At 72.6% G+C, this 22,864-nt stretch carries 24 protein-coding genes; 14 read left to right on the forward strand and 10 right to left on the reverse strand.

The genetic code is table 11. The features are described from left to right. Positions 1–38: 38 nt before the first annotated feature. Entirely contained in the window at positions 39–1,265 is a 1,227-nt protein-coding gene (locus A6A25_RS41080; RefSeq protein WP_073899921.1) for an AAA family ATPase, read from the forward strand. Beyond that, entirely contained in the window at positions 1,262–2,476 is a 1,215-nt protein-coding gene (locus tag A6A25_RS41085) for a vWA domain-containing protein (protein WP_073899923.1), read from the forward strand. The genes A6A25_RS41080 and A6A25_RS41085 overlap by 4 nt, the downstream gene beginning before the upstream one ends. Here A6A25_RS41085 and A6A25_RS41090 read toward each other — a convergent pair. Genes A6A25_RS41090 through A6A25_RS41100 form a run of 3 tightly spaced genes read right to left on the reverse strand, consistent with a single transcriptional unit; the run spans position 2,425 to position 5,221 of the window. Continuing rightward, positions 2,425–3,546 (reverse strand): Gfo/Idh/MocA family protein, encoded by a 1,122-nt coding sequence (locus A6A25_RS41090; protein WP_073899925.1) that lies wholly within the window; start codon positions 3,544–3,546, stop codon positions 2,425–2,427. The genes A6A25_RS41085 and A6A25_RS41090 overlap by 52 nt on opposite strands. Beyond that, positions 3,543–4,307 carry a cupin domain-containing protein gene (locus A6A25_RS41095; RefSeq protein WP_073899927.1) on the reverse strand — a complete coding sequence of 255 codons (765 nt, stop codon included), beginning with the start codon at positions 4,305–4,307 and terminating at the stop codon, positions 3,543–3,545. Before A6A25_RS41095 ends, A6A25_RS41090 begins: the two co-directional genes overlap by 4 nt. Beyond that, on the reverse strand, positions 4,304–5,221 hold the full coding sequence (locus A6A25_RS41100; RefSeq protein WP_073899929.1) for a PmoA family protein: 918 nt from the start codon (positions 5,219–5,221) through the stop codon (positions 4,304–4,306). Before A6A25_RS41100 ends, A6A25_RS41095 begins: the two co-directional genes overlap by 4 nt. A 160-nt stretch (positions 5,222–5,381) precedes the next feature. On the opposite strand from A6A25_RS41100, the gene A6A25_RS41105 reads away from it, so the two are divergent. From A6A25_RS41105 to A6A25_RS41120, 4 genes are all read left to right on the forward strand, one after another. After that, positions 5,382–6,593 carry a glycerate kinase gene (locus A6A25_RS41105; protein WP_241829196.1) on the forward strand — a complete coding sequence of 404 codons (1,212 nt, stop codon included), beginning with the start codon at positions 5,382–5,384 and terminating at the stop codon, positions 6,591–6,593. A gap of 241 nt (positions 6,594–6,834) precedes the next feature. Beyond that, positions 6,835–7,536, forward strand: coding sequence for a response regulator transcription factor (locus A6A25_RS41110; protein WP_073900220.1), 702 nt, complete (start codon positions 6,835–6,837; stop codon positions 7,534–7,536). An 85-nt stretch (positions 7,537–7,621) separates the two neighbouring features. After that, a complete protein-coding gene (locus A6A25_RS41115; protein WP_158073916.1) occupies positions 7,622–8,122 on the forward strand; it encodes an SRPBCC family protein in 501 nt (166 codons plus the stop codon). 12 nt (positions 8,123–8,134) lie between these two features. Then, a complete protein-coding gene (locus A6A25_RS41120; protein WP_073899935.1) occupies positions 8,135–9,715 on the forward strand; it encodes a lipase family protein in 1,581 nt (526 codons plus the stop codon). Between the two features lie 7 nt (positions 9,716–9,722). Here the strand turns inward: A6A25_RS41120 and A6A25_RS41125 are convergent, their stop codons facing one another. After that, positions 9,723–10,181 carry a hypothetical protein gene (locus A6A25_RS41125; RefSeq protein ID WP_143193746.1) on the reverse strand — a complete coding sequence of 153 codons (459 nt, stop codon included), beginning with the start codon at positions 10,179–10,181 and terminating at the stop codon, positions 9,723–9,725. A gap of 113 nt (positions 10,182–10,294) precedes the next feature. Here A6A25_RS41125 and A6A25_RS41130 point away from each other — a divergent pair, with 113 nt between their 5' ends. From A6A25_RS41130 to A6A25_RS41145, 4 genes are all read left to right on the forward strand, one after another. Then, positions 10,295–10,708, forward strand: a complete 414-nt coding sequence (locus A6A25_RS41130) for a hypothetical protein (protein WP_073899939.1) — start codon at positions 10,295–10,297, stop codon at positions 10,706–10,708. Positions 10,709–10,838: 130 nt separating this feature from the next. Next, complete coding sequence (locus A6A25_RS41135) at positions 10,839–11,471, forward strand: RNA polymerase sigma factor (protein ID WP_241829197.1); 633 nt, start codon at positions 10,839–10,841, stop codon at positions 11,469–11,471. 213 nt (positions 11,472–11,684) lie between these two features. After that, the gene (locus A6A25_RS41140; protein ID WP_073899943.1) at positions 11,685–11,888 is read left to right on the forward strand and encodes a hypothetical protein; all 204 of its coding nucleotides are present in this window, start codon (positions 11,685–11,687) and stop codon (positions 11,886–11,888) included. Between the two features lie 294 nt (positions 11,889–12,182). Beyond that, on the forward strand, positions 12,183–14,588 hold the full coding sequence (locus A6A25_RS41145; protein ID WP_241829211.1) for a CHAT domain-containing protein: 2,406 nt from the start codon (positions 12,183–12,185) through the stop codon (positions 14,586–14,588). On the opposite strand, the gene A6A25_RS41150 is transcribed toward A6A25_RS41145, so the two are convergent. Next, positions 14,589–15,053 carry a hypothetical protein gene (locus A6A25_RS41150; protein WP_073899947.1) on the reverse strand — a complete coding sequence of 155 codons (465 nt, stop codon included), beginning with the start codon at positions 15,051–15,053 and terminating at the stop codon, positions 14,589–14,591. A 51-nt stretch (positions 15,054–15,104) separates the two neighbouring features. Here A6A25_RS41150 and A6A25_RS41155 point away from each other — a divergent pair, with 51 nt between their 5' ends. Then, positions 15,105–15,299 carry a hypothetical protein gene (locus A6A25_RS41155; RefSeq protein ID WP_073899949.1) on the forward strand — a complete coding sequence of 65 codons (195 nt, stop codon included), beginning with the start codon at positions 15,105–15,107 and terminating at the stop codon, positions 15,297–15,299. 72 nt (positions 15,300–15,371) lie between these two features. Next, complete coding sequence (locus A6A25_RS41160) at positions 15,372–15,737, forward strand: STAS domain-containing protein (RefSeq protein ID WP_158073917.1); 366 nt, start codon at positions 15,372–15,374, stop codon at positions 15,735–15,737. A 4-nt stretch (positions 15,738–15,741) separates the two neighbouring features. Here the strand turns inward: A6A25_RS41160 and A6A25_RS41165 are convergent, their stop codons facing one another. Further along, positions 15,742–17,055 carry a serine/threonine-protein kinase gene (locus A6A25_RS41165; RefSeq protein ID WP_073899951.1) on the reverse strand — a complete coding sequence of 438 codons (1,314 nt, stop codon included), beginning with the start codon at positions 17,053–17,055 and terminating at the stop codon, positions 15,742–15,744. 116 nt (positions 17,056–17,171) lie between these two features. Between A6A25_RS41165 and A6A25_RS41170 the strand changes: the two genes are divergently transcribed. Continuing rightward, positions 17,172–17,402: a hypothetical protein gene (locus A6A25_RS41170; protein ID WP_073899953.1), complete on the forward strand. Its 231-nt coding sequence runs from the start codon at positions 17,172–17,174 to the stop codon at positions 17,400–17,402. Between the two features lie 24 nt (positions 17,403–17,426). Here A6A25_RS41170 and A6A25_RS41175 read toward each other — a convergent pair whose 3' ends face one another. Together A6A25_RS41175 and lexA are read right to left on the reverse strand one after the other, a co-directional pair. Further along, positions 17,427–17,849: a DUF6292 family protein gene (locus A6A25_RS41175; protein ID WP_083669091.1), complete on the reverse strand. Its 423-nt coding sequence runs from the start codon at positions 17,847–17,849 to the stop codon at positions 17,427–17,429. Positions 17,850–17,996: 147 nt separating this feature from the next. Then, positions 17,997–18,659 (reverse strand): transcriptional repressor LexA, encoded by a 663-nt coding sequence (lexA, locus tag A6A25_RS41180; protein WP_073899954.1) that lies wholly within the window; start codon positions 18,657–18,659, stop codon positions 17,997–17,999. A gap of 89 nt (positions 18,660–18,748) precedes the next feature. On the opposite strand from lexA, the gene A6A25_RS41185 reads away from it, so the two are divergent. After that, positions 18,749–19,420 (forward strand): enoyl-CoA hydratase-related protein, encoded by a 672-nt coding sequence (locus A6A25_RS41185; protein ID WP_073899956.1) that lies wholly within the window; start codon positions 18,749–18,751, stop codon positions 19,418–19,420. A gap of 7 nt (positions 19,421–19,427) precedes the next feature. Here the strand turns inward: A6A25_RS41185 and A6A25_RS41190 are convergent, their stop codons facing one another. Beyond that, the gene (locus A6A25_RS41190; protein WP_073899958.1) at positions 19,428–20,651 is read right to left on the reverse strand and encodes a putative PEP-binding protein; all 1,224 of its coding nucleotides are present in this window, start codon (positions 20,649–20,651) and stop codon (positions 19,428–19,430) included. A gap of 188 nt (positions 20,652–20,839) precedes the next feature. Continuing rightward, positions 20,840–22,702 (reverse strand): FAD/NAD(P)-binding protein, encoded by a 1,863-nt coding sequence (locus tag A6A25_RS41195; protein WP_241829198.1) that lies wholly within the window; start codon positions 22,700–22,702, stop codon positions 20,840–20,842. Positions 22,703–22,864: the final 162 nt, after the last annotated feature.

Genomic DNA, 22,864 nt, shown 5'->3' on the forward strand with positions numbered 1-22,864 from the left:
GACGCACGCCCCCGACTCGACCCCAGAGGTGATCGAACATGCCTACTGCCATGGACATCCCTGCCCACGTCCGCCCGTTGGACGCCGCCGCCGAACTGCTCGCCCTGCTCCAGGACACGACCACCGAACCGCGTGCCGACACGCAGCTGGAAGCCCTGACCCTGGCCGTGTCCGCCGACTTGCCGGTGCTGTTGTGGGGCGAGCCGGGGATCGGCAAGACCGCGGCCCTCAACCAGCTCGCCGACGCGCTGGACCTGCCGCTGACCACGGTGATCGCCAGCGTGCACGAGCCCTCCGACTTCTCCGGTCTGCCGGTGGTCGGTGACGACCCCGCCGTGCAGGGTGTGCCGATGGCACCGCCGGACTGGGCCGTGCGCCTGGTCCGGGCCGGTCACGGGCTGCTGTTCCTCGACGAGCTGTCCACCGCGCCGCCGGCCGTGCAAGCCGCGTTGCTGCGCGTCGTGCTCGAACGCCGGATCGGGGCGTTGCGACTTCCGCCGGGTGTCCGGATCGTGGCCGCCGCGAACCCGCGTTCCTCCGCGGCCGACGGTTGGGAGCTGAGCCCACCGCTGGCCAACCGGTTCGTCCACCTCCAGTGGGTCCACGACCACGACGTCGTGGTGCGCGGGCTGGGCGGGACATGGCCCCGCGCGGCGTTGCCGAGGCTGGACCCGGGGCGGCTGCACGACGCCGTGGCGTTCGCGCGCCGGGCGGTGTGCGGGCTCCTGGCCGCCCGTCCCGGACTCGTGCACCAACTGCCGAAGAACGAAGCGGGCCGCGGAGGTCCGTGGCCCTCACCGCGCAGTTGGGAGATGGCACTGCGGCTGGTCGCGTTCGCCACCGCGGCGGACGTCTCCCGGGAGGTGCTGTCGATGCTGGTCCGGGGCGCCGTGGGAGACGGACCGGGCCTGGAGTTGCTGGCCAGTCTGGACCGGATGGACCTGCCCGATCCCGAGGTGCTGCTCGCGGATCCGGCGGCGGCCGTCCTGCCCGAACGGGGTGACCTGCGCCAGACCGTGCTCGACGGTGTGGTGGAGGCGGTGCGCAAGAGGCCGGAGCGGTCCCGCTGGGACGCGGCGTGGTCGCTGCTGGTCCTGGCGTTGGAGACCGGCGCACCGGACCTGGTGGTCGTACCGGCGGCCACGCTCGCCGCGCTGCGCCGCGACGACTGGCAGGTACCGGCGGCGATCGAGCGACTGGCCGGGGCGGTGTCGGTGTCCCAGCGAGCCGACCGGGCGGCGGTCGGTGCGGGTGGCCGCCGGTGAGCCTGGACGAGGAGAAGCTCTTCGCCGCCCGGCTGCACGCGGTCCGGTGCCGGCCGTACCTGGCGACGGCGTTGTTCGCCCTGCACACCGTGGTATCGCAGCGGGTGCCGACGATGGCGGTGGACCGGCACTGGCGCTGCTACGTCTCGCCCGCGTTCGTGGACCGCACCCCGGTCGAGGAGTTGGCCGGGGTCTGGGTGCACGAGGTGTCCCACCTGCTGCGCGACCACCACGGGCGCGGCGACCGGTTCGCGGCGCGGCACGGGCTGACCGGGCCGGGAGAGCGGTTGCGGATGAACATCGCCGCGGACTTCGAGATCAACGACGACGTGTACGGCGACGGGTTGGCCGAGCCCGCGGGCGCGGTCCGGCCGGGTCTGCTCAGGCTGCCCGACGGGGAGTTGATGGAGGACTACCTGCGCCAGTTCCGGCTCGGGCCGTACACCGACGGGTTCGCCTGGCTGGACTGCGGCAGCGGCGCCGACGGGCTGGACCGCGACTGGGAGTTGGGGCCGGACGGGGCCCACGGGCTCAGCGCGCAGGAACGGGACGCCGTCCGGTTCCGGGTCGCCCAGGGCATCACCGCCCGCCCGGGATGCGCGCCGAAGGGCTGGCAGCGGTGGGCTCAGGAGGCGTTCCACCCACCGCAGCCGTGGCGTGACCTGCTGGGGGCGGCGGTGCGTTCGGCGGTGTCCGGTCCCGGTGTGGGCGAGGACTACACCTACGGTCGGCCTTCCCGCCGGTCGGCCGGCCTGCCCGGGGTCGTCCTGCCGAGCCTGCGCCGCCGGCCGCCCCGGGTCTGCGTCATCGTCGACACCTCCGGATCGGTCAGCGACACCGAGTTGGGCAGCGCGATCGTCGAGATCGCCGCGATCGGCCGCGCCGTGGGAGGGCGACGTGACCTCGTCTCGGTGTTGTCGTGCGACGCCGCCGCCCACATCACGCATCCGCTGTGCCGTGCCGAGGGGATCACGCTGGTGGGCGGTGGCGGCACGGACCTGCGCACCGGTTTCGCCAAGGCCTTGCGCGGCAGTCCCCGCCCGGACGTGATCGTCGCCCTGACCGACGGGCAGACGCCCTGGCCCGATACCCGTCCACCCTGCCGCACGGTCGTGGGCCTGTTCCCCCGACCGCGCCCGTCGGACGAGGACGATCCCTACTACGTGCCGGACACACCACCCGCCTGGGCACGGGTGGTCACCATCGGCTGACCCCCGTTCAGCCAGGGTGCGCCGGTGCCGGCCATGCTGTCGTAGAACGGGTGGCCCTCGGTGATCTCGCCTTGGTGCACCGTGCGGCCGGTGAACGCGGAGGCGTAGACGGCGGCGACGAACTCCATCGTCACCCTGGTGTCGGCGGTGGAGACCGGTGGGGTTTCGCCGGCGTCCAGGGCGTCGAGCACGGCGGCGAGTTGGGCGGTGTGGCCGCTGGGCAGGTCGGTCTGGTCGCGGTCCCACGCGGAGGTGACGTCGGGGGCGGCGGTCAGCGACCAGTTGGCGTTGGTGTAGCCGTAGAGGTGCTCCAGGTCGACGGTGGCGTGTTCGAAGTCGAAGCGCAGCTGGCTGGTCTGGCGCGGTGACACCAGGGAGTTGACCACGGTCGCCACGGCGCCGGAGTCGAAGCGCACGAGCGCGGCGGAGACGTCCTCGGTGTCGGTCGGCCGGGATTGGCGCTCCGCGATCGCGGTGACGGTGGTCCACGGGCCGAGGACCGACAGCAGCAGGTCGAACTGGTGGATGCCGTGCCCCATGGTCGGTCCGCCGCCCTCCACCTCCCACTTGCCCCGCCACGGGACGGCGAAGTAGTCGTCGTCCCGGAACCACAACGTGTTCGCCGACGCCACCAGCGGCCGACCGAGCACGCCCTCGGCCAGCAGGCGCCGCAGCCGCACGGCCCCGGACCCGAACCGGTGCTGGAACACGGTCGCCACGGGCACCCCGGCCGCGGCCTCCGCGGCACGCAGGCGGTCGAACTCGGCCAGCGAGAGCACGGGCGGCTTCTCGACCACGGGGGCCGCGCCGGCCGCCAGGCACTCCAGCGCGAGGGAGAGGTGGGAGCCCGGTGGCGTGCAGAGGTGAACCAGGTCGGGCCGCTGCGCGTCGAGCAACGCGGCCAGGGTCGGGTAGGTGGGCACGTCCCACGTCTCGGCGAACGCCGCCGCCCGCTCGGGCTCGACGTCGACGGCACCGACGAGCCGGGCCCGGCCGGGCAGTTCGGTGATCGCGGTGGCGTGGGCGCCGGCGATCGCGCCCGTGCCGACGATCGCGCAGGTGTAGGTCACGAAGAGGGCTCCTTGTCCGCTGCTCTCGACGGTTGGTGCTCGGCGGCGGGCGGCGGGCCGACGTCGACCGGGCTCAGGCGTCCGCACATGCCGAACGCCCGTTCCGGTGCGGGCGCCTGGCGCACGGCCGCGCGTTCCAGGTGCGGTGCCACGCCCAGGGCCAGGTGGCCGGTCAGCGCGAGCGTCGCCTCGGCCTGGTCGAGGGGACCGTCGCGCACGATCGACGCCCAGGCACCGGCACGGCGCCGGACCAGGGCCGCGGCGGCAGCGTAGAACTTTCGCAGCGGCGCCCGGTCACCGGCACGGATGGCGTCGCGGATCGGGAGGAAGCCCTCGACGGCCAGGTCGCGGCGTCGGCGCGCGTCGGCGGCTCGTTCGGCCTCCGTCGACCGGGGTGACAGGGTCGCCGCGGCGCGGTAGCGGTCCGGGTCGGCGACGACGTCCGGCGGGAACGTCATCACCGCGTCACCGGCCTCGGGCAGCCCGGCGTTGCCCATCAGGACGACCACCCGCAGGTCGCGGTGGTTGACCGCGCGGTGGATCGTGCCGGGGGTGAACCAGACCACGGCGCCGGGGCGCAGCGGGATCTCCCGGCAGCCGTCGAGGGTCACCGCGTGCAGTTCGCCCTCACCGCCGACCACGACGTAGCACTCGGTCGAGGCCAGGTGCAGGTGCGGGCTGCCGCCGACGACCCCGTCGGGTGCGGCGTCGTCGTAGACGTCCAGGAACGACAACGACGTGCCGCCGGGGAACGTGCTCACGACACCGTCCGGCGCAGTGCCTCGCGCACGGCGTCGGCCAGCGGTTTCGCGTCCTTCGCGCCGCCGTCGGCGACCCCCGTGCCGTAGCGGAACCGCACGGTGTCGCCGTCCGCCACGACCAGCTCCTCGCTGAAGAACGGCGCCGGGTTCAGGCACGCGAATTCCACGGATCGAGTGAACCACTGCGGCGGGTGGTGCGGGTTGGCGTCGTGGTCGACCACCAGGACCAGGGACTCCGCTTCGTCGCCGTCGTGCCGACCCGCGAACGCCATCCACTCCGCGCGCCGGCCACGCACCTCGTCACCGCCGACGCCTTCGGGCGTGACGACGTTCCCGCCGGTGAACGAGCGCGGGCCACGCCAGAACAGGCCCCCGTACCCGGCGTTCTCCCGGCCGTGCGTGGTCGGTGAGCCGAACGCGATGTCGTGGCCGGAGGTGTTGGTCATCGTGGTGTCGAAGGTCAGCGCCCACGCCGTGTCGGACAGCAGGGTGGCGGTGATCGTGCGACGTTCGGTGATCACGGTGTGCCCGGACTGGGTGATCCAGTCCAGCTCATGGGTGAACCAGGCGGTGTCGTCTTCGACGCCCAGGTCGACCACGCGCCGGTGCCGCTGGGTGCCGTTGTTGTCCAACTGCACGTAGGACCGACCGCGCACGTAGGTCGGGCCGCCCCAGAAGTTGTCGTCGCCGACGTGCGGCAGCGACCACGCGATCCCCTTGTGCCACACGTGGTCGTGCGGCCGGAACAGGCTCACCACCCGTCCCGCTCGCGTGCGGATCGGGTGCAGGAAGGGTTTGGGCGACTCCAGCTGCGGCGTGTCGGGCAGGTAGACGTAGCGCAGGAAATCGATGTCGCCGGCGGACACGGTCAGCGCGGAACCGAGGTCGTGGTGCGCGGTCAGGGTGGTGGTCACAGCGACAGCTCCGGGACTTCGATCCTGTCCACGCGGACTCCTTTGCGAGGAAAGCGCTTTCCGTGCAGTATTCAGCGCGGGCATCGGTGCGTCAAGGTCGGTGGGGTGGCGGCTGGTGGGCCACTTGACAGGATCGCTGGAAAGCGCTTTCCATAGTCCGGTGACCGCACCTCGACCACCCGCGCCACCTCTCCTCCCGCCTCCGGCCGGCCACGTGGTCGTCGCGTTGGATTCGTTCAAGGGCTCGCTGTCCGCACGCCAGGCCACGGCCGCCCTGGCACGCGGGTTGCGCCGCCGCGGGTTGGACGTGCACGAGCACCCGGTGGCCGACGGCGGCGAGGGGACGGTCGACGCCCTGCTCGCCGCCGGTTTCGCCGCCGTGCCCGTGATGGCGACCGATCCCCTGGGCCGTCCGGTCGAGGTCCGTTATGCGTCGCGGGACGGGGTGGCGGTCGTGGAGCTGGCCGAGGCGTCCGGTCTGGGCTTGGTCGCGGACGTGCCCGCGACTCCGGACCGCGCCGCTGCGGCCTCCACCCTCGGCACCGGCCGGGTGGTCGCCGCGGCGCTGGACGCCGGTAACCGCACGATCGTCGTCGGCCTCGGCGGCAGCGCCACCACCGACGGCGGCACGGGCCTGCTGGCCGGGCTCGGCGCTCGCCTGCTCGACGCCCACGGCACCGTGCTCGACCTCACCACCTCGCCGCTGCGCTCCGTCCACTCGATCGACCGCACCGGCCTGCACCCGCGACTCGGCGAGGTCGAGCTGGTCGTGGCGTGCGACGTGGACAACCCACTGCTGGGCCCGCACGGCGCGGCGGCGGTGTACGGCCCGCAGAAGGGCGCGGACGCCACTCTCGTCGCCGCCTTGGACGCCGCCCTGGCACGCTGGGCGGACATCCTCTCCCCCGCCGCCGCCTCACTGCCCGGCGCGGGCGCAGCGGGCGGGGCGGGCTACGCGCTGCTGGCGCTGGGCGCACGGGTGCGCCGAGGCATTGACCTCGTGCTGGAGCTGACCGGTTTGGCGGACCGACTGCCCGGCGCCCGGCTGGTCGTCACCGGCGAGGGCCGCCTGGACCACCAGACGTTGCGCGGCAAGGCACCGGCCGGCGTCGCCGCAGCCGCACGGGCCACGGGCACGACCACCATCGCCGCCACCGGCCACTGCACCCTGGACCGCGCCGACCTGGCCGCCGCCGGCTTCGCCGACGCGTTCGCACTCACCGACCTGGAACCCGACGTGTCCCACTGCCTGACCCACGCCGAACCGCTGCTGGAGCGCCTCGGCGAGCACATCGCCGCCGCGTTCCCGCCCAACGACATCCCGCACGCTCACCCGTCGACCTCGATCACCCGCCGCGCAGATCACGCGTGAAGCCCGCCGCCATCACGCGCGGCGATCACGCATGAGATCCGCCGCGATCGCGCATACCCCCGCAAGGGCTCCTGGTCGCGGACGGCGTCGCGCGCCGGGACCGCGGTCGGCAGGCCGGGCGATCCCGCTGTCACCGGGCCGGGCGGCACAGGTGCGGTCGGTGAGCCGGGCCGCACCTGGACCTTGCGTTCACCTTGCGATTCCGGCGCGTGCCGGTCCGGTGCGGCAGGATCGGGTGGTCATGGACTTCTCCGTTCTGCTGGTCGAGGACGACGAGCACATCAGGCAGGCCCTCGGGCTGGCGCTGGGCGACGAGGGCTTCGAGGTCACCGACGCGGTGTCGGGCGAGGAGGCCCTGGACCTGCTCGCCGGCACCGAGCCGGACGTCGTGCTGCTGGACCTCATGCTGCCCGGCGTGGACGGCCTGGAGGTCTGCCGCACCCTGCGCGCCCGCGGCGACCTGCCGATCATCATCGTCACCGCCCGCGCCGACGCCGCCGACGTCATCGCCGGGCTGGAGGCGGGCGCCGACGACTACGTCACCAAGCCGCTGGTCGCCAGCGTCCTCGCGGCACGCATCCGGGCACTGCTGCGCCGTCGCGGCGGCGGGCGGCAGGACGAGGTGCTGCAGGTGGGGCGGCTGGAGATCCGGCCGGACGTCGGCACCGTCCACCGCGACGGCGCCGAGGTCCACCTCACCAGGACCGAGTTCCGGCTGCTGGTCGAACTGGCGTCCGCGGGCGGCCGGATCGTCACCCGCGAGCAGCTGTTGCAACGCGTCTGGGGCTACGACTACTTCGGTGACACCCGGCTGCTGGACGTGCACATCCGCCGGCTGCGCCGCAAGGTCGAGGCCAACCCCGACGAGCCCGCGCTCGTGCTGACCGTGCGCGGCGCCGGGTACCGCCTCGACACGGGCGGCCGACCACCCGCGGTGACGTGACGTTTCGTCAGGTACTCGTCAGGTGATCCACCCGCGACTTCGGCGCAGGATGGACGGCGAGTCGAGACCGAACGAGGGAGCAGCCTTGGTCACCGAACCCGGTCAGGCGCGCCGGACTGCTGTCCACGAAGGTCTGGACGTGGCGGCGACGTTCGCGGAACGGACCACGTCGGTGCCGGCGGACGCCGAGGCGGTGTTCGACGTCGTTACCGACCTGGAGCACCTGTCCGCCTGGCTGCCCTCGGGCGTCGAGGTCGAGCGGTACGGGCCCGACCTGGTCCGGCTGTGGCTGGGCGAGCGCGTGGTCGAGCGGCGGTTCGCGGTCGACTGGGACAAGCTCCGGATCGACTGGGGCAACCGCACCGCGGCTACGTGCGTCGGCACGCTCCGAGTCCTGCGCATCGCGCCCGGTCGCAGCGCCGTCACCGTCCGGCTCACCGGCCCCGACGGGCTGCCCGCGCCGCGCTTGGACGACTGGCTGGCCAGCGCGCTCGAAGCACTCGTCGCGATGGTCGCCGCGGAACGCGGGGCGCTGCCCCGGTTCGCCGGCGCGGTTCACCCCATCGGGGACATCGGGAGCCGCTAACGTCCTGATGTCGTGACCTCCACCGGAACCGAACCCGTCAGACGCCCCGGCACGTTGATCCGTGCCCGTCCGCTCGCGCACCGGTTCCGGCCGGACCACGCCGGTGCCGCGTACCGCGTGTTCTACCAAGGCGTCGGGCACGACGGCCGGGGCCGCCTCGTCACCGGGTCGGTGTTCGTCCCCGACGGCACGCCTCCCGCCGGCGGCTGGCCCGTCGTCAGCTACGCCCACGGCACCACGGGCCTGTCCGACCGCACCGCGCCGTCGCGCACCGGCCTGCTCCGGCTGGAACGCGCGCACATCGCGACGTGGCTCGCCTCCGGCTACGCGGTCACCGCCACCGACTACGAAGGCCTCGCCACCCCCGGCCCGCACCCGTACTTCAACGGCGAGGCGGTGTCCGACGACGTGATCGACATCGTCCGCGCCGCCCGGCAGCTCGACCACCCGCTCGCCGACCGCTGGCTCGTCGCGGGCTTCTCCCAGGGCGGCCACGCGGCCCTGTTCACCGCCCTGATCGCGACCGACTACGCGCCGGAACTGGACTTCCTGGGCACGATCGCGCTCGCGCCACCGGTCCACCTGGTGCGCGTGATCGCCACCCGCACGAGCGACGCGGCGGCGGTCGTCTGCCCGTTCGTGCCGATCGTGCTGGCGGGCATGCGCACCCGGTACCCCGACTTCACGCACGGCTTCCTCACCGAGCGCGGCACGACCCTGGTCGACCTGGCCGTGCGCGTGTCGCTGGTGGAGATGTTCCGCGCCACCAAGGCGACCACCAACCACGAGACCGGCATGACCGACCTGACCCGCCACGACCACGTGGCACGGGTGCTCGACGAGTGCCGCGTCCCGATCGCCCGCCTGGACCGCCCGGTGTTCCTGGCCGCGGCCGGCAACGACGAGATCGTGCCGCCGGCCGTGATCCACGACTTCGCCGACGACATCGCCGCCGCGGGCAGCACCGTCCACCTGGAGACGTACCCGGACGCCGACCACGGCACGATCCTCACCGCCGCCCACCCCGACGCGACGCACTGGGCGGCCACCACCGCCGGCCACTCCCCCGCGCCCGTCACGCCGTCGCCGCGCTTCGACCTGCTGGACGCGACCGGCGACGGTTACCTGCGGCGCGACGACTACGAGGTGTTCGCGCTGCGCCTGGTCCAGTCGTTCGGCCACCCGCCGCGCTCGGCCACCGCGATGACCGTCCGCTCCGGCTACCGCGCCCTGTGGCGGGCCCTGGCCGCCGAGTCCGACATCGACCAGGACGGCCGGGTCGGCAAGGCCGAGTTCCTCGCCTGGGCGGCCCGCGCCACGCACACCGCGTTCGACCGGACCCTCCGCCCGCTGGCGACGGCCGTGCTGGCACTGGTCGACGCGAACGGCACCGGCGTGGTGGAACGCGACGAGTTCCTGACCTTGACGACCCGGTGCGGCCTACCCGACGCCGACGCCCGCACCCTCTTCGAGCGCCTCGACGCGAACCACCGCGGCACCGTCGAGACCGATGAGATCGTCCGGGCCACCAAGGAGTTCTGCCTGGACCCGAGGCCGGACAAGCCCGGTCACTGGCTGTTCGGCCGGTTCTGACGGGGCGTCACGTCTGCGGCCACATCGAGTAGATGAGGTTGTCGCGGTCCGTGCAGATGACCTGGGGCAGGGCGGGTTCGGTCACTTGGACGCACGTCATCGTGCCGATCACCAGCGGCGGCTGGCCCGCGGTCGGGTCGCGGCGCTCGGCGTAGTAGTCCACCAGGACCGCGGCGGCCTGGTCGCACGTCAGCCGGCCCGACGGGGTCTCCACGACGACGGCCAGCATCGGCTTGCCCAGGGCGCCGGGGAACGCGTCGTCGCAGTACTGGGCCGGCGCGCCCTCGTCGATCGTCGGCAGCGGCACGGGCGCGGGCGACGGGTCCGCTTCCTCCATCGTGCTGCTCGTGGTGGTCGTCGTGGTGGTCGTCGTGGTCGCGGCCTGGGTGCCCGAGCCCACGACGGCGGTGGAGCACGCCGTGACCAGGGCGAGGCACGTGACGAGCGCCGGCAGCAAGATTTTCACGGTCACTGTGACGTGCCGGAGGACGTGCCGGTTGCGGGCCGGACCTGTCACAGCGCGATAACGGTTGAGCGTGCTCGTCGCGGGCGTCCGGGCGGCCGGGTTTGCTGTGCGCCATGAACACGAAGGTCGCGTCCGTGCTGTTGGCCGTGGGGTTGTGCGCGTCCCTGGTCGGGTGCTCCAGCAAGGAGGACGAGTTCGTCGCGGAGCTGAAGTCGGCGGGCTTCACCGCCGTCGGCGAGCCGCGCAGCGAGTCCGAGAAGAAGAGCAAGAAGGTCGGCAAGCGGACGATCAAGTCGTCGCAGAAGATCATCGAGGTGACGGTCCGGGTCAAGGGCTGCGACCTGGAGTTCGCCAAGGTGTCCGGGCAGGCCGGCTACTGGCTGGACGAGTTGCACGTCAACGGGCAGGAACCCGACTGGCCCGGCTACCCCGAGAACCTCAAGCAGCAGGACGTCGTGACCGTGTTCGCGGGCAACCAGCCCAAGCCCGACGGCCTTAAGGACTGCTACCAGCCCAACGAGGCCTGAGACCGCCGACCGCGCCGAGAAGCCCTGTCCTCGACTCCCGAGGGCGGGGCTTCTCGGCGTGCCCGCCGCATTAGTGCGGCAGATTTGCCGCGCGGTCGTGGTGGTGTATCCGGGTGGCGGAAAGGGAGTGGTGGCACTGCCCGGTACACAGGATCCCGACTGGCGGCACTCGGCGGGCGCGGAGCGGCACGCCGCCTGCCTGATCGCCGCGCGTGACGGCGACCGCGACGCCCTGGCCGCGCTGATCGCCGACCTGACACCGCTGGTGTGGCACGTCGCGCGCGGGCACGGGCTGGACCGCGGCACGGCCGAGGGCGTGGTGCAGACGGTCTGGCTCGCGTCGCTGCGGCACCTCGGACGGCTGGAGGACCCGCGCGCGCTGGTCCGGTGGCTGGTCACCGCGACGCGCCGCGAGGCGCAGCGGACCTGGACACCGGCCCGACGTCGAGCGGCGGTGGACGACGAGCCGGCGGAGCTGGTGAGCGAGCACGGCCTGCCCGAGGACGCCGCCCTGCTCGATGCGGGTGACCTGCACTTGTGGAGGGCGTTCGGTCGGCTGTCGCAGAAGTGCCAGGAGCTCCTGCGGCTCACCGTGCTGGCGGGTCGGCCGGACTACCGGGCGGTGGCCGGGGCGCTGTCCACGCGACGCGGCGCGGTCGGCCCGGCCAAGGGGCGGTGCCTGGACGTGCTGCGCGCGCACCTCGACGCCGACGCCGGGTGGGGACTCGCCGGAGTGCCCGCGGAGGCACCCCCGAACCCCTGACAGCGCGTTACCTGAATGGGTGATAGTTGGGGTCGTTTACGCACGGCAGAGGGGCGTCGCCTACCAGATGTGCGAAATTCCCTCTCGATCGTTACGCCGTTGTGCCACTATTGCCCTGTTCGAGCGGTACGAGGGGTCCGCCGAACATGACTCAGAGCAATCGCTTGAGTCGCTTGCACGGCCAAGACAGATCCTCAGGGGAGGGAGATCGTTTTGTCTACGCCCACCGAAACTGACTTCCTGGACGAGAACGACCAGAACGTCCAGGACACCACCACGCCGGTCGCGCCGGAAACCGAGCTCGACCAGCAGGAACACCAGCACGACCACAAGCACGACCACGACCACACGCACGAGGACGGCGAACTGTCGCCGATGTGCGTGAGCGGTGGCTGCGTGCAGAAGTCATCCGCTTGATCTGTCAAACGTGATACCGCCCGCCGCCCCGGTCAGCCGGGACGGCGGGCGGTTTTCGGTTGCGTTCTGTGATGTCATGGACAGGTGACAGTGACCGTTGCCCGCGACGAAGCCGTTGTCATCCGTCAAGCGCGCGAACTGCATCGCAGCGGCGTCGAAGCGTCGTGCGCGGGACGGCACCGCGATGCGGTGCGGTTGGTGCTACGCGGGCAGAGCCTCACCGAGACGGTCGATCCCGCTGATCCGGACATCAGGTCCGAGTGGCTCGTGACGCGGATCCGGTTGTCCTCGACGATGGCGGCGTTGACCGCGGAGACCTCCGGTCCGGCCGCCGGACTGGACGGGCTGGCCGAGGTTCGGCAGCTCATCGAGGGCGTCCCTGATCCGCTCGTGCAGGCGGAGCTGCGCGGGAGCGTCGAGCACAACTACGGTCTGCTGCTGTCGAACGCGGGCATGATCGAGGACGCCATCACGTTCTTCGGCTTCGCGCTCGAGCAAGAGGAACGCCGGCTCGCGGGCGGCGAGCCGACACCGTCGGTGGTCGAGCCGATCGTGAAGTCGCTGTGGAGCAGGGGTACGGCGCACACCCGGCTGGGGTCGATCGGCCAGGCGCGCCACGACCTGACTCGTGCGCTCACCCTGGCCACCGACCACGGGTTGCCGGGCAGGGCGGCAGACGCCGACTTCGCGCTCGGCCTGCTGGAGATGCGGATCGGTGACATCCCGGCGGCCCTTCGGCGCTTCGAGGCCAGCGAGCGCGCCTACCGCGCACAGGGACTCGACGTGCCGGTGCTGCTCGGCCTGCACCGGGGCCAGGCGCTGATGGACGCCGGGCTCGCGGACGAGGCAGGCACTCAGCTCGACAACGTGCTCACCGTGCTGCGCGCCGAGGGCGGTGTGGCCCGGTACCTGGGCAACGTCGAGCTGTACCGGGCCGTGGCCGCCTACATGACCGGCGACCTCGACCTCGCCCGCACCATGGCCTCCTCGGCCCGGCAGCGGATGCGGCGTTGGGGGTGCCAGACCTGCGTCACGAACGCGACGCTCATCGGGCTGCGGGTGGACACGGCGGTGGCGCTGAGGTCCGGGAGGGTGCCGCGGTCGGTGACCCGGCGGGCGTTGGACTTCGCCGACTCGCTGCCCGTGCCCCGGTTGGCCGAGCAGGCGGCGTTGGCGCGGATGCTGGCGGCGAGGCTGGAGATCCGGCGCGGTGACGTGACGGCCGCCGCCGACATCCTCGACCGGGTGCCCCGGCCGGGGAAGCTCACGCCGATCGACTACCGGATGCTGCGCCGCCTGTGCCGGGCCGAGCTGGCCATCGCGCGCGGCCTGCGGGCCGTCGCGCTCGCCGAGATCAGGGCCGGTCTGACCGACCTCGACCACGTGCGCGACCGGATGGGCGGCCTGGAGCTGCTGTCCGGCACCGCGCTGCACGGCCGGGAGCTCGCGGGGCTCGCGATCCAGCTGGTCCTGGAGCGCGGCAACGCCCGGCGGCTGTTCTCGTGGCTGGAGCGGACCCGCGCGCAGACCTACCGGTACGAGCCGTTGACCCACGTGGACAACCCCGAGCTGGCCGAGCGGATCGCCGAGGTCCGCAGCCTCACGCAGTCGATCCACCAGGCCGAGCACGACGGCCACTCGACCGCCGCGCTGCGCGCCCGCCGGGCCGAACGCCTGCGCGAGGCGAACCGGCTCGGCTGGCACACGGGCCGGTGGGGCAGCCCGCGTCCGGTCGCCGCGTTGACCGAGGTGATGGCACGGCTGGGCGACCGCGCCCTGGTCAGCTTCGCGTCGTCGGAGGACTCCCTGGTCGCGGTGGTCGTGGTGGACTCCGAGGTGCGGCTGGCCCGGCTCGGTTCGGCCGAGCTGGCGGCGGAGAGCGCCCGGATGCTGAACGCGGACCTGAACGCGCTGGCACCGGACCACCTGCCGGAACCGCTGGTGCAGGTGATGTCGGTGTCGGCGCGCAAGCAGGCCGACCGGCTCGACGCGCAGCTGATCCGGCCGTTGGTGGAGCTGATCGGTGAACGTGAGCTGGTCGTCGTGCCGACCGGCGCGCTGTACGCGGTGCCGTGGGGTGTGCTGCCGACGCTGCACGGGCGGCCGACCGTCGTGGCGCCGTCGGCCACCGCGTGGCTGGCCGCCGACCGGGCCGAGACCGGCTCGACGGGCCGGACCGTGCTGGTCCGCGGCCCGGGGCTGCCCGCCGCCGTCGGTGAGATCGACAAGCTGGGCGCGCACTACGCCACCGCGGCGCTGATGTCGGGCGAGCGGGCCTCGGTCGCCACGGTGCTGGAGGCGTTGGACGGTGCGGAGATCGCGCACCTGGCCGCGCACGGCGTGCACGAGCCGGAGAACGCCCTGTTCTCCCGCCTGGAGCTGAGCGACGGCCCGGTCTACGCGCACGAGATGGCGGGCCTGGCCCACCCGCCCCGGCAGGTAGTGCTGGCCGCGTGCGAGCTGGCCCTCAACCGCATCCGCCCCGGTGACGAGCCGTTGGGCTTCGCCAGTGCCCTGCTGGCCAGCGGCTCGCGGATGGTGGTCGCACCGCTGAGCCGGGTCGGCGACCAGGCGTGCGCCGCCGCGATGGACGACTACCACCGCAGCCTGGCCGCCGGTGCGCGGCCGGCGGTGGCCCTGGCGGACGCCATCGCGGTCGACCCGCTGCGGCGGCCGTTCGTCTGCCTCGGCAGCGGCTGATCACGCCACCGGCACCTCCAGCACGGTGACCGCGGCGCCGTCGCCGTCGACCAGGTGCTCCTCCACGGTCGGCCCGACGACGGCCAGTCGTTGGCGGCGCAGCCAGTCGAACAGCTCCCGGCCCGCACCGACCACGCCCGACGACGGTGGGACGACCACGTTCCGCTCGGGCAACGACAGGGGCTCGCCGCCGCGTCCCGTCGCCACGGCCGCCGCGAAGCCGTCCACCGGGTGGTCGTCCAACCAGGTCAACACCGTGGACGCGCAGATGGCCGTCCGGGCGTCCACGGTGCTGCCGGCCGGGCTGCTCGTCGGCGCGGGGCTGGCGGGCCTGCTGCACGACGCCGGCAACCTCGCGCTGACCCAGCTGGCCGCCGAACCCGCCGCCGAACCGGTGGCCGTGGCGGTCATGCTCACGGCCAAGTGGACGGTCAACCTGGCCTGGCTGCTCTGGGTCGCGGCCACCGCGGCGGCGGTGCGGTGCCTGGCCCTGCCTGTCGGGCTGCGCCGTGCGGGGTGGTCGCCGCGCTGTGCGGCCTGGCCGCCGTCGTGCTGCCGTGGACGACCGGGCTCGACGGGCCGACGGTGGCCGCGGAGCAGGTCGGCTACGTACTGCACCTGCCGGTCCTGCTCTGGTACGGCGCGCTGGGGTGGCGGGAACTCCGGTCGGGTCGGCACAACGGCGGTGTCGGGCGGGCGTCGAACGGGTAATGGTGGGAGGCGGTGACGCAGCCGGGATCAGGGTGAGGGAGCGGCGTGCACGGGGATGTCGAACAGCCGGCGGTGACTGTGCAGGACGTCGGTGACGACGGCGTGGTGGTCGCCGCCGTGCACGGCGACTTCGACGTCGACACCTTCCGCGAGGTGCGTGAGGCGCTGTTCACCTGCCTGAACGGCCGTGCGTCGGCGTTGGTGGTCGACCTGGGCGACGTGGGGTTCTTCGGGTCGATGGGGATCGCGGTGCTGGTGGAGGCACGGCAGCGGGCCGACGTGGTGGGCGCCGGGTTCGCCGTGGTGGCGGGGCGGCGCACGGTGGCGCGGCCGATCCGGATGACCGAGATGGAGGACCTGCTCCGGCTGCACCGCACCCGGGACGAGGCGCTGGCGACGGTGCGCGGCGAGTCCGGGTTCTCGTGGTGGTCGTCGTGACGGGTCACGCTTGGGCGAGGTCGACGATGAGCAGCCGGTCGTCCCGCAGCACGATGATCAGGCGGTAGTCCTCGGTGAACGGTTCGTCGTCGCCCTGTGGCGTGAACTCGAGCGTCACGTGGGCGGTGTAGGTGGCGCCGTTGGCGGACACCTCCGGCTCGCCGCTCGGCGTCACGTCGGAGTAGGAGCCCCAGAACTGGTCGTCCTCCCACTCGGACGGCCGGTTCTCCGGCGCCCAGTTCTCCCGGGCCGTCGCCGGGTCGTGCGGGAGGTTGGCGAAGTGGTCGCGCACGTAGTCGGCGATCGGCGCGGCGTCCGGCGTGGTCGGTGCGGTCGTCTCGGGCGGTGCTTCGGTCGTGGTCTCGTCGGAGGTGGGCGCCTCGGCCGTCGGGTAGTCGTCCGTGGTGGCGGTGGGCGCGGTGGTCGGCGCAGCGGTGGTCGGCGGCAGAGCAGTCGGGCGCGGCACGCCCGGCGGCGGCGTGATCGGCGGGGCGGTGGTCGACGCGGCGAAGGTGGGGGTGGCGAGGGCGGCCAGTTCACGGCTCGCCTGCTCGGCGGTCGGGCGGGTGGCCGGGTCGTTGGCCAGCAACCTGGTCAGCACCACGGTGAGGGGGCCGGACCGGGTCGGCGGGACGATCCGGCCGCCGGCGATCCGGTGCAGCATCCCGAGGTCGTTGTCGCTGGAGCCGAACGGCGGACCGCCCTCCACTACCGCGTAGAGGGTGGCCCCGAGGGAGAACACGTCGGCCGCCGGTGTCGGGTCGGCGCCGCAGGCCAGTTCCGGCGCCAGGTAGGCCAGCGTGCCCGCGAGCATCCCGGTCCTGGTCACGGCGACGTCGCCGACCGCGCGGGAGATCCCGAAGTCGGTGATCTTGACCGTGCCGTCCACGCCGATCAGGACGTTGCCGGGTTTGATGTCGCGGTGCACCACACCGGCCCGGTGCGCGGCGGCCAGCGCGGCGGCGACGTGCCCGCCGATCCGGGCCGCTTCGGCGGGCGGCAGCGCGCCGCGTTCGGCGAGCACGGCCGACAGGCTGCGCGACGGCACGAACTCCATCACCAGGCACGGCTTGCCGTCCTCGACCACCACGTCGAACACGCCGACCGCGTTCGGGTGCTGCAGGCGTGCCGCGATGCGGGCCTCGCGCATCGCCCGCCGGCAGGCCTCGTCCACCTCGTCCGCGGCCAGGCCGGGCAGCAGGAGCTGCTTGATCGCGACGTCCCGGTGCAGCAGCTCGTCGTGCGCACGCCAGACCACGCCCATCGCGCCGCTGCCGAGCCGTTCCAGCGAGGTGTAGCGGTCACCGACCTTGTCCACGCCGGCAGAGGTTAACCGAGTCGGCGGTGGCGCAAGGCGACTTGCCGAAGTCGCCTGACCACGGCTTCGGGGAGTCCCGCGCCGCACTAGGCTGGACCGGGTCGGGAGGAGGGGCCGTGACGGACGAGGAACTCGTGGTCGAGTTCGCCCTGACCCGGCTGGACCACCCCGGGCTCGACCTGGAGGAGATCGCCGCGCTCGTGGTCCGGCGGGTGGGGCACGACGGCATGCTCGGCTTCGCGTCCCGCAACCTCGCCACGCGCGGTGAGCTGCGGGGTGCGGTGTTCCCGGCCGCGGTCGAGCACGTGCTGCGGGTCGTGCTGACCCTGCGCGGCCCCGCCGACTGAACGCGGCCCCGCCGACTGAACCGCTCAGAGCACCTTGGCGGGCGCCCGGTCGGCGTACTCGACCAGCAGGTCGGCCAAGTGGTCCTCGGCGGGCATGGTGGGCGGCACGGGGTGGTCGGGACGACGGCCGGCGACCAGGTCGGACACGAACACCGTGACCGCTTCCGGGGACGGCAGCACCGGCGGGCCCAGGTAGGTCAGCGGGACCAGGTCCGCTCCCCGGCCCACCTCGATCCCGGCGCACCACCCGGTGTGCTCGTCCCAGACGAGCGCGAGGTCGTTGTCCGGGTGCCGCGGCACCCGCTGGTCGAGGGCGATGTAGGCGATGGCGTCCGGTGCGCACTCGTACCAGCACGACTCCAGGTCGATCCCCAGCTTCCGGGCGATCAGCCGCAGGTACTGCCGCAGGCCGCGGTCCTCCGGGCCCTCCGCCTCGATACCGACCATCGACGACCTCCGCCCACGACGGGCCGCACCGAGGCGGTCACCGTCTCAATACGGTTCAGTCTGCATCCACTCGACCGTCGAGGCATTAGGCCATTCGGATGAGACGCCGTGACACCGCGCATCCGCCGTTTGCCGCAGCGCGCGGCGTCAGACGCTGCGCAGCACCGAGACGACGGTGCCGAGCACGACGGCTTCGTCGCCGTCGATCACGTCGTAGGCCGGGTTGCGCGGTTCGAGGAAGACGTGCCCGTTGCGCCGGCGGTACACCTTGACGGTGGCCTCGCCGTCGATCATCGCGGCGACGATCTGGCCCGAGTGGGCTTCGTGCTGCTGCCGCACGACGACGATGTCGCCGTCGCAGATCGCCGCGTCGACCATCGAGTCACCGCGCACCCGCAGGCCGAAGACGGTGCCGCGCCCGGTCAGCCCGCGGGGCAGCGTGAGGACGTCGTCCACGTGCTCCTCGGCCGCGATGGGCGTGCCGGCGGCGATGTGACCGACGACGGGCACCGGCACCGAGTCCTCGGCGGACTCCCGCGCGGACGGCTCGTGCAGGAACAGGCGCACGTCGATCGGCCGGGACATCGAGGTGCCGCGGCGCAGGAAACCCTTCTCCTCCAGCGCCGCCAGGTGCTTGGACACCGAGGACGACGACCGCAGGCCCACCGCGTCGCCGATCTCCCGCGTGCTCGGCGAGTACCCGTGCCGGACCACCCAGTCGCGGATCGTCGCCAGGATCCGCTGCTGGCGGTGCGGGAGGGCGGAGGTGTCCAGGTGCTCGAACGCGTCAAGATCGTCGTAGGCGGTCACCTGCGGGATGATAGAGAAGGGTGACGTCGGCCGCCCCCGGGCATTAAGTTACCGTCCAGTAGCCACTGCCCGGACGCCCGGAGGACCCCATGCCGACGCTCGACCGCCAGGACGACGTGTTCATCCTCGACCTCGGGGGCACCGAGAACCGGTTCCACCCCGACTGGCTCGCCTCGGTCGACGCCGCGCTCGGCGAGGTGGAGCGGGCCGAGGGCGCCCGTGCCCTGGTCACCGCCGCCACCGGCAAGTTCTTCTCCAACGGCCTGGACCTGGAGTGGCTGATGGCGAACGGCGACCGGTACCGCGAGTACGTGGTGTCGGTGCAGGAGCTGTTCGCCTGGGTCCTGTCGCTGCCGGTGATCACGGTGGCCGCGATCCAGGGCCACGCCTTCGCCGCCGGTGCGATGCTGACCCTGGCGCACGACTTCCGCGTGATGCGCGCCGACCGCGGCTTCTGGTGCCTGCCCGAGGTCGGGATCAACATCCCGTTCACGCCGGGCATGTCGGCGTTGATCCAGGCCCGGTTGACCCCGCAGACCGCGCACGAGGCCATGACGACCGGGCGCCGCTACGGTGGCGGTGACGCGGTGGCCGCCGGCATCGTCGACCTCGCGGTGGACGAGGACGCCGTCCGGTCCACCGCGGTCGAGCTCGCCGGGGCGCACGCGGGCAAGGCCGGCCCCACGCTGGGGACCATCAAGTCCCGGATGTACAAGTCCACTGTGGACACCTTGCGGGACGAGGACGACCTGCTCGGCTGAGCCTTCGTCACCGCGAGTCGTCGGCGTCCAGGGCGAGTTGCCTGAGTTCGGCGGTGCACATCATGAACCGGTCCGTCGGCAGGTGCTTGAAGTAGTGGCCCACGTCCGCCCCCAGCGCGAACACGTGGACCGGGACACCGGCCCGGCGGCCCGCCTCCACCGACTGGCGCAGTCCCGACAGCACCGCCGGGTGCCGCGTCTGGTACGACGAGGCGACCCGGTGGTTGCCCCGGTCCGCGGCCAGGTAGAACTGCGTCAGGTCCTTGGTGCCGACGAAGATCTCGCTCGCGCCCACCGCGCAGAACTCCGCCGCCGAGTGGACCGCGGCGGGCGTCTCCACGAACACCGACAGCGGCACGTCGTCGGGCAGGTCGAGCCGCAGCCGCAGGCGCAGGAACTCGTCCTGGTCGTTGATGAACGGCACCGCGAAGCTCACCCGGTCGGCTTCCGGGCCGAGCCGTTCGCGGACGTGGGCGCGCAAGGCCCGGAACGCGTGCGGGTAGTGCGGCTCGTGCAGCAGCCACCGCGCGCCGTGCAGGCCGAGTTCCGGGTTGGTCTCGTGGTCGACGTCCACCTCGGTGGTGATCTGAGCGGCGTCGTCGGACCGCAGGTCGAGCAGCCTCATCACCAGGCGCTGCCCGGGCAGGAGTTCCTTGACGATCGCGCACAGCTCGGCGCCGATCGCCGCGCCGTAGCGCTCGGCCTCGGGCACGCCCGCGCGCAGCGCGTCGAGCGGGCTCAGGCCCGAGGAGAGGCAGACGAACTCCTCGCGGATGAAGAACGACGTCACCTGGTCGACCCGGGGCCGGATCGCGTTCGTGGACCGGATGTCGGTCGCGTCGGCGATGACGACGCACACCGAGCGGAGGTCGTCGGGGGTGACGGTGGGGTATTCCGCGGAGTGCGCCGCGGGTTCGACTTCGCCGAGGGTGACCGATTCCCGATCGGTCCGGACGGTCACGTGGCCGACCAACCCGGCGAGTTCGTCGTGCGGAATCCGCAGCACCGGAATTCCCCGTGAGCGGCACAGGGATTCCATGTGACCGGTGCGGCCACCACCGGAACAGACCACGGCCGCCGACTTCACGATGGTGTCGTACAGCTCGGGGCCGAGTTGTCCGACCACCAGCACCGAGCCGGGCACAGGCCTGCCGGTGTGATTGGCGATGCCGCGAACGCTCGTCGCCGGTGAACCGACGAGCAATACCCCTGGGATCTCGCGCGGGCTCACGGCATCCTCCTACCGATTCCGGTCGGTTTGCGAACCTGGCGAGCGCGTCGGCCCGAGGGCCGACCTTCGGGGCCGACGCCGGTGCGCCCGACGTCGGCCCCGGGTTTGTGGCGAACAGGACGAGCCATGTCACGAGCGTCGCAGTCGCGCGCCCGGCCGCGCATCTTCTCGAGTGCGACGAACCCGCCTCAGCCGACCGGCTCCACCGGTTCCGCCGGTGCCACCGGTTCGGCCGGCTGCAGCTGTTCCACCGAGCCTTCGAGCCCGAGCGCGGAACGCAGTTCGCGCGGCGTCACGGAGAGGTCGGTCAACTTGGTGGTGGCGGCCGAGTTCACCGCGAACCGCAGGGCCCGGTCGGACGGCGGGGTCGTGCCGCCGCGCGAGGTGAGGTCGCGGATCCGCTGGAGGTTCGCTTCCAGCCGGGCGGCCAGCGGCCGGCGGTCGTCGCGGCGGCGGGTGGCCATGCGGCGCACGTCGAGGCTGACCGACCGCGAGACGGCCACGCGCAGCTCGGGGTCCGCCGCGTCGACCAGCGCAGCGGCGAGGTCGACCGCCCGCTCGTCGTAACAGGACTCGATCCGGTGCAGCGTGGTGGCCGCGACCTCCACCGAGTGGTTCTTGATCGCGGCGAGGTTGAACGTGAACGCGCCGGTCCGCCCGTTCCGCACGATCTCGTCGCCCTCGCGCGGACTGCCCACGACCGAGACGGGGCCGGACGGCGTGCCGTCGGGCCCGAGGAGCCGGCCGCACGGGTCGACTTCGACACCGCGCCCGGTGCGCTGGTGGACGACCGCGATCCGTTTGCGGAGCAGGTTGGTCCAGAGCGTGGAATCGGCGCGCTCGTAGTTCGACTCGCGCCCGAAGTTGGACACGACGAGATCCGCTTCGACGGTCCGCGTCGAATCCCGTCCCTCGATCGACAGGACGAGCTTGCCCGACCCGGTGGCGCTCACCTGTTTCACGCGGCCGGCGGTGAGCACGACCTGTCCGCCTTCGCCCATGGCCGCGTCGACGATGTCCGTGGTGTAGGCCATGGCGCTCACCCTCAGCACGGCCAAGAGGCTGCCGTAGCTGTCGAGCAACGCGCGGAGTTCGCCGGTGGGAATGCGCTCCAGAATCGCGGGCAGGTACGGCTCCCATGATTTGGCCACCCGTTCCGTCACCACGACGGGAGAAATCCCGGGATGTTCTTCGGTGAGGATCGCGCAGGCTCGGTCCCATTCCTCGCGGAACCTGCGGACGAATTCCTGGCGTCCTTCGTAGTGGTCGCCGAGCAGTTGCGGCGGCGGTAGTTCGAGCACTTGGTGCCGGTGGTTCGGCGGATACGTCCGAGGGGTCAGGCCGGAACCGGAAATCATGTGCACGGGGCCCTCGTGCCCCTGGCGTAACAGCAGCGTGGCCGAGTCGTACGCGCTGAGCAACGTGCCGATGATGGCCACCACGCCGTCTTTCCGCACACCGAGCACCCGTTCGATACCGCTGGGGGAATACGGGCTGCGCACGAACGCCGGGTGCTCCAGCACCTCGGCGGCGAAAGCCGGGTATTTCGTCTCCAGCCCGGTGGCGAGCACGACGTGGTCGGCTTCGAGGATCGTCCGCCCGGAGCCGTCCGCCGAGCCGTCCACCACGACGTGCGCGTAGTCGCCGAAGACCTCGACGTCGACCGCTTCCCCATCGGTCTCGACCAGCGTCACGCCCGGTGCGGCCTCCCGGACAGCCTCGGCGAGGCGGTCCTCCAGGTAGTCCTGGTAGATCCGGCGCGGGGCGGGACCGGATTCGGTGAACTCGAAGTCGCGCCAGTCGGCGGGCCAGTCCGACCGGTCGGCCTCGTGGTTGGCCCAGGCGACGAAGTCGTCGACGTCTTCCCGGAACGCCGACATGCGGCCCGCCTGGATGTTGAACACGTGGTACCAGTGGTTGCTCTCGCGCTGGTACGCCACGCCGGAGTTCCGGTATTCCGGAACGCGTTCGAGCAGCACGACCTGTAATGGTTCGCGGGCGAACCGGAGAAGGCGGATGGCGGTCACGGTACCGGCCAAACCGGCTCCCACGACAACCACTCTGCGGAACCGGCCGAAGCTTTTCACCATGCCACCTCTGTTCCCCTCTGGAACTACCAGCCGAAGGGGCAGAATACCGTTCGACCAGGCGATGTGGACATGCTGCGCGCGCCCGCGTGACACAATCGTGCCGCGGATTTCACGCGGGCTCGA

This window comes from Saccharothrix sp. CB00851, from assembly GCF_001905065.1.
In the GTDB taxonomy this organism is placed as follows: domain Bacteria; phylum Actinomycetota; class Actinomycetes; order Mycobacteriales; family Pseudonocardiaceae; genus Actinosynnema.

What these genes read in the sequence shown, in the direction of transcription:
- A6A25_RS41080 (WP_073899921.1), top strand. Translation starts at nt 39, where the DNA reads ATGCCTACTGCCATGGACATCCCTGCCCACGTCCGCCCGTTGGACGCC.
- A6A25_RS41110 (WP_073900220.1), top strand. Translation starts at nt 6,835, where the DNA reads ATGGACTTCTCCGTTCTGCTGGTCGAGGACGACGAGCACATCAGGCAG.
- A6A25_RS41130 (WP_073899939.1), top strand. Translation starts at nt 10,295, where the DNA reads ATGAACACGAAGGTCGCGTCCGTGCTGTTGGCCGTGGGGTTGTGCGCG.
- A6A25_RS41145 (WP_241829211.1), top strand. Translation starts at nt 12,183, where the DNA reads ATGGCGGCGTTGACCGCGGAGACCTCCGGTCCGGCCGCCGGACTGGAC.
- A6A25_RS41175 (WP_083669091.1), bottom strand. Translation starts at nt 17,849, where the DNA reads ATGGTCGGTATCGAGGCGGAGGGCCCGGAGGACCGCGGCCTGCGGCAG.
- A6A25_RS41185 (WP_073899956.1), top strand. Translation starts at nt 18,749, where the DNA reads ATGCCGACGCTCGACCGCCAGGACGACGTGTTCATCCTCGACCTCGGG.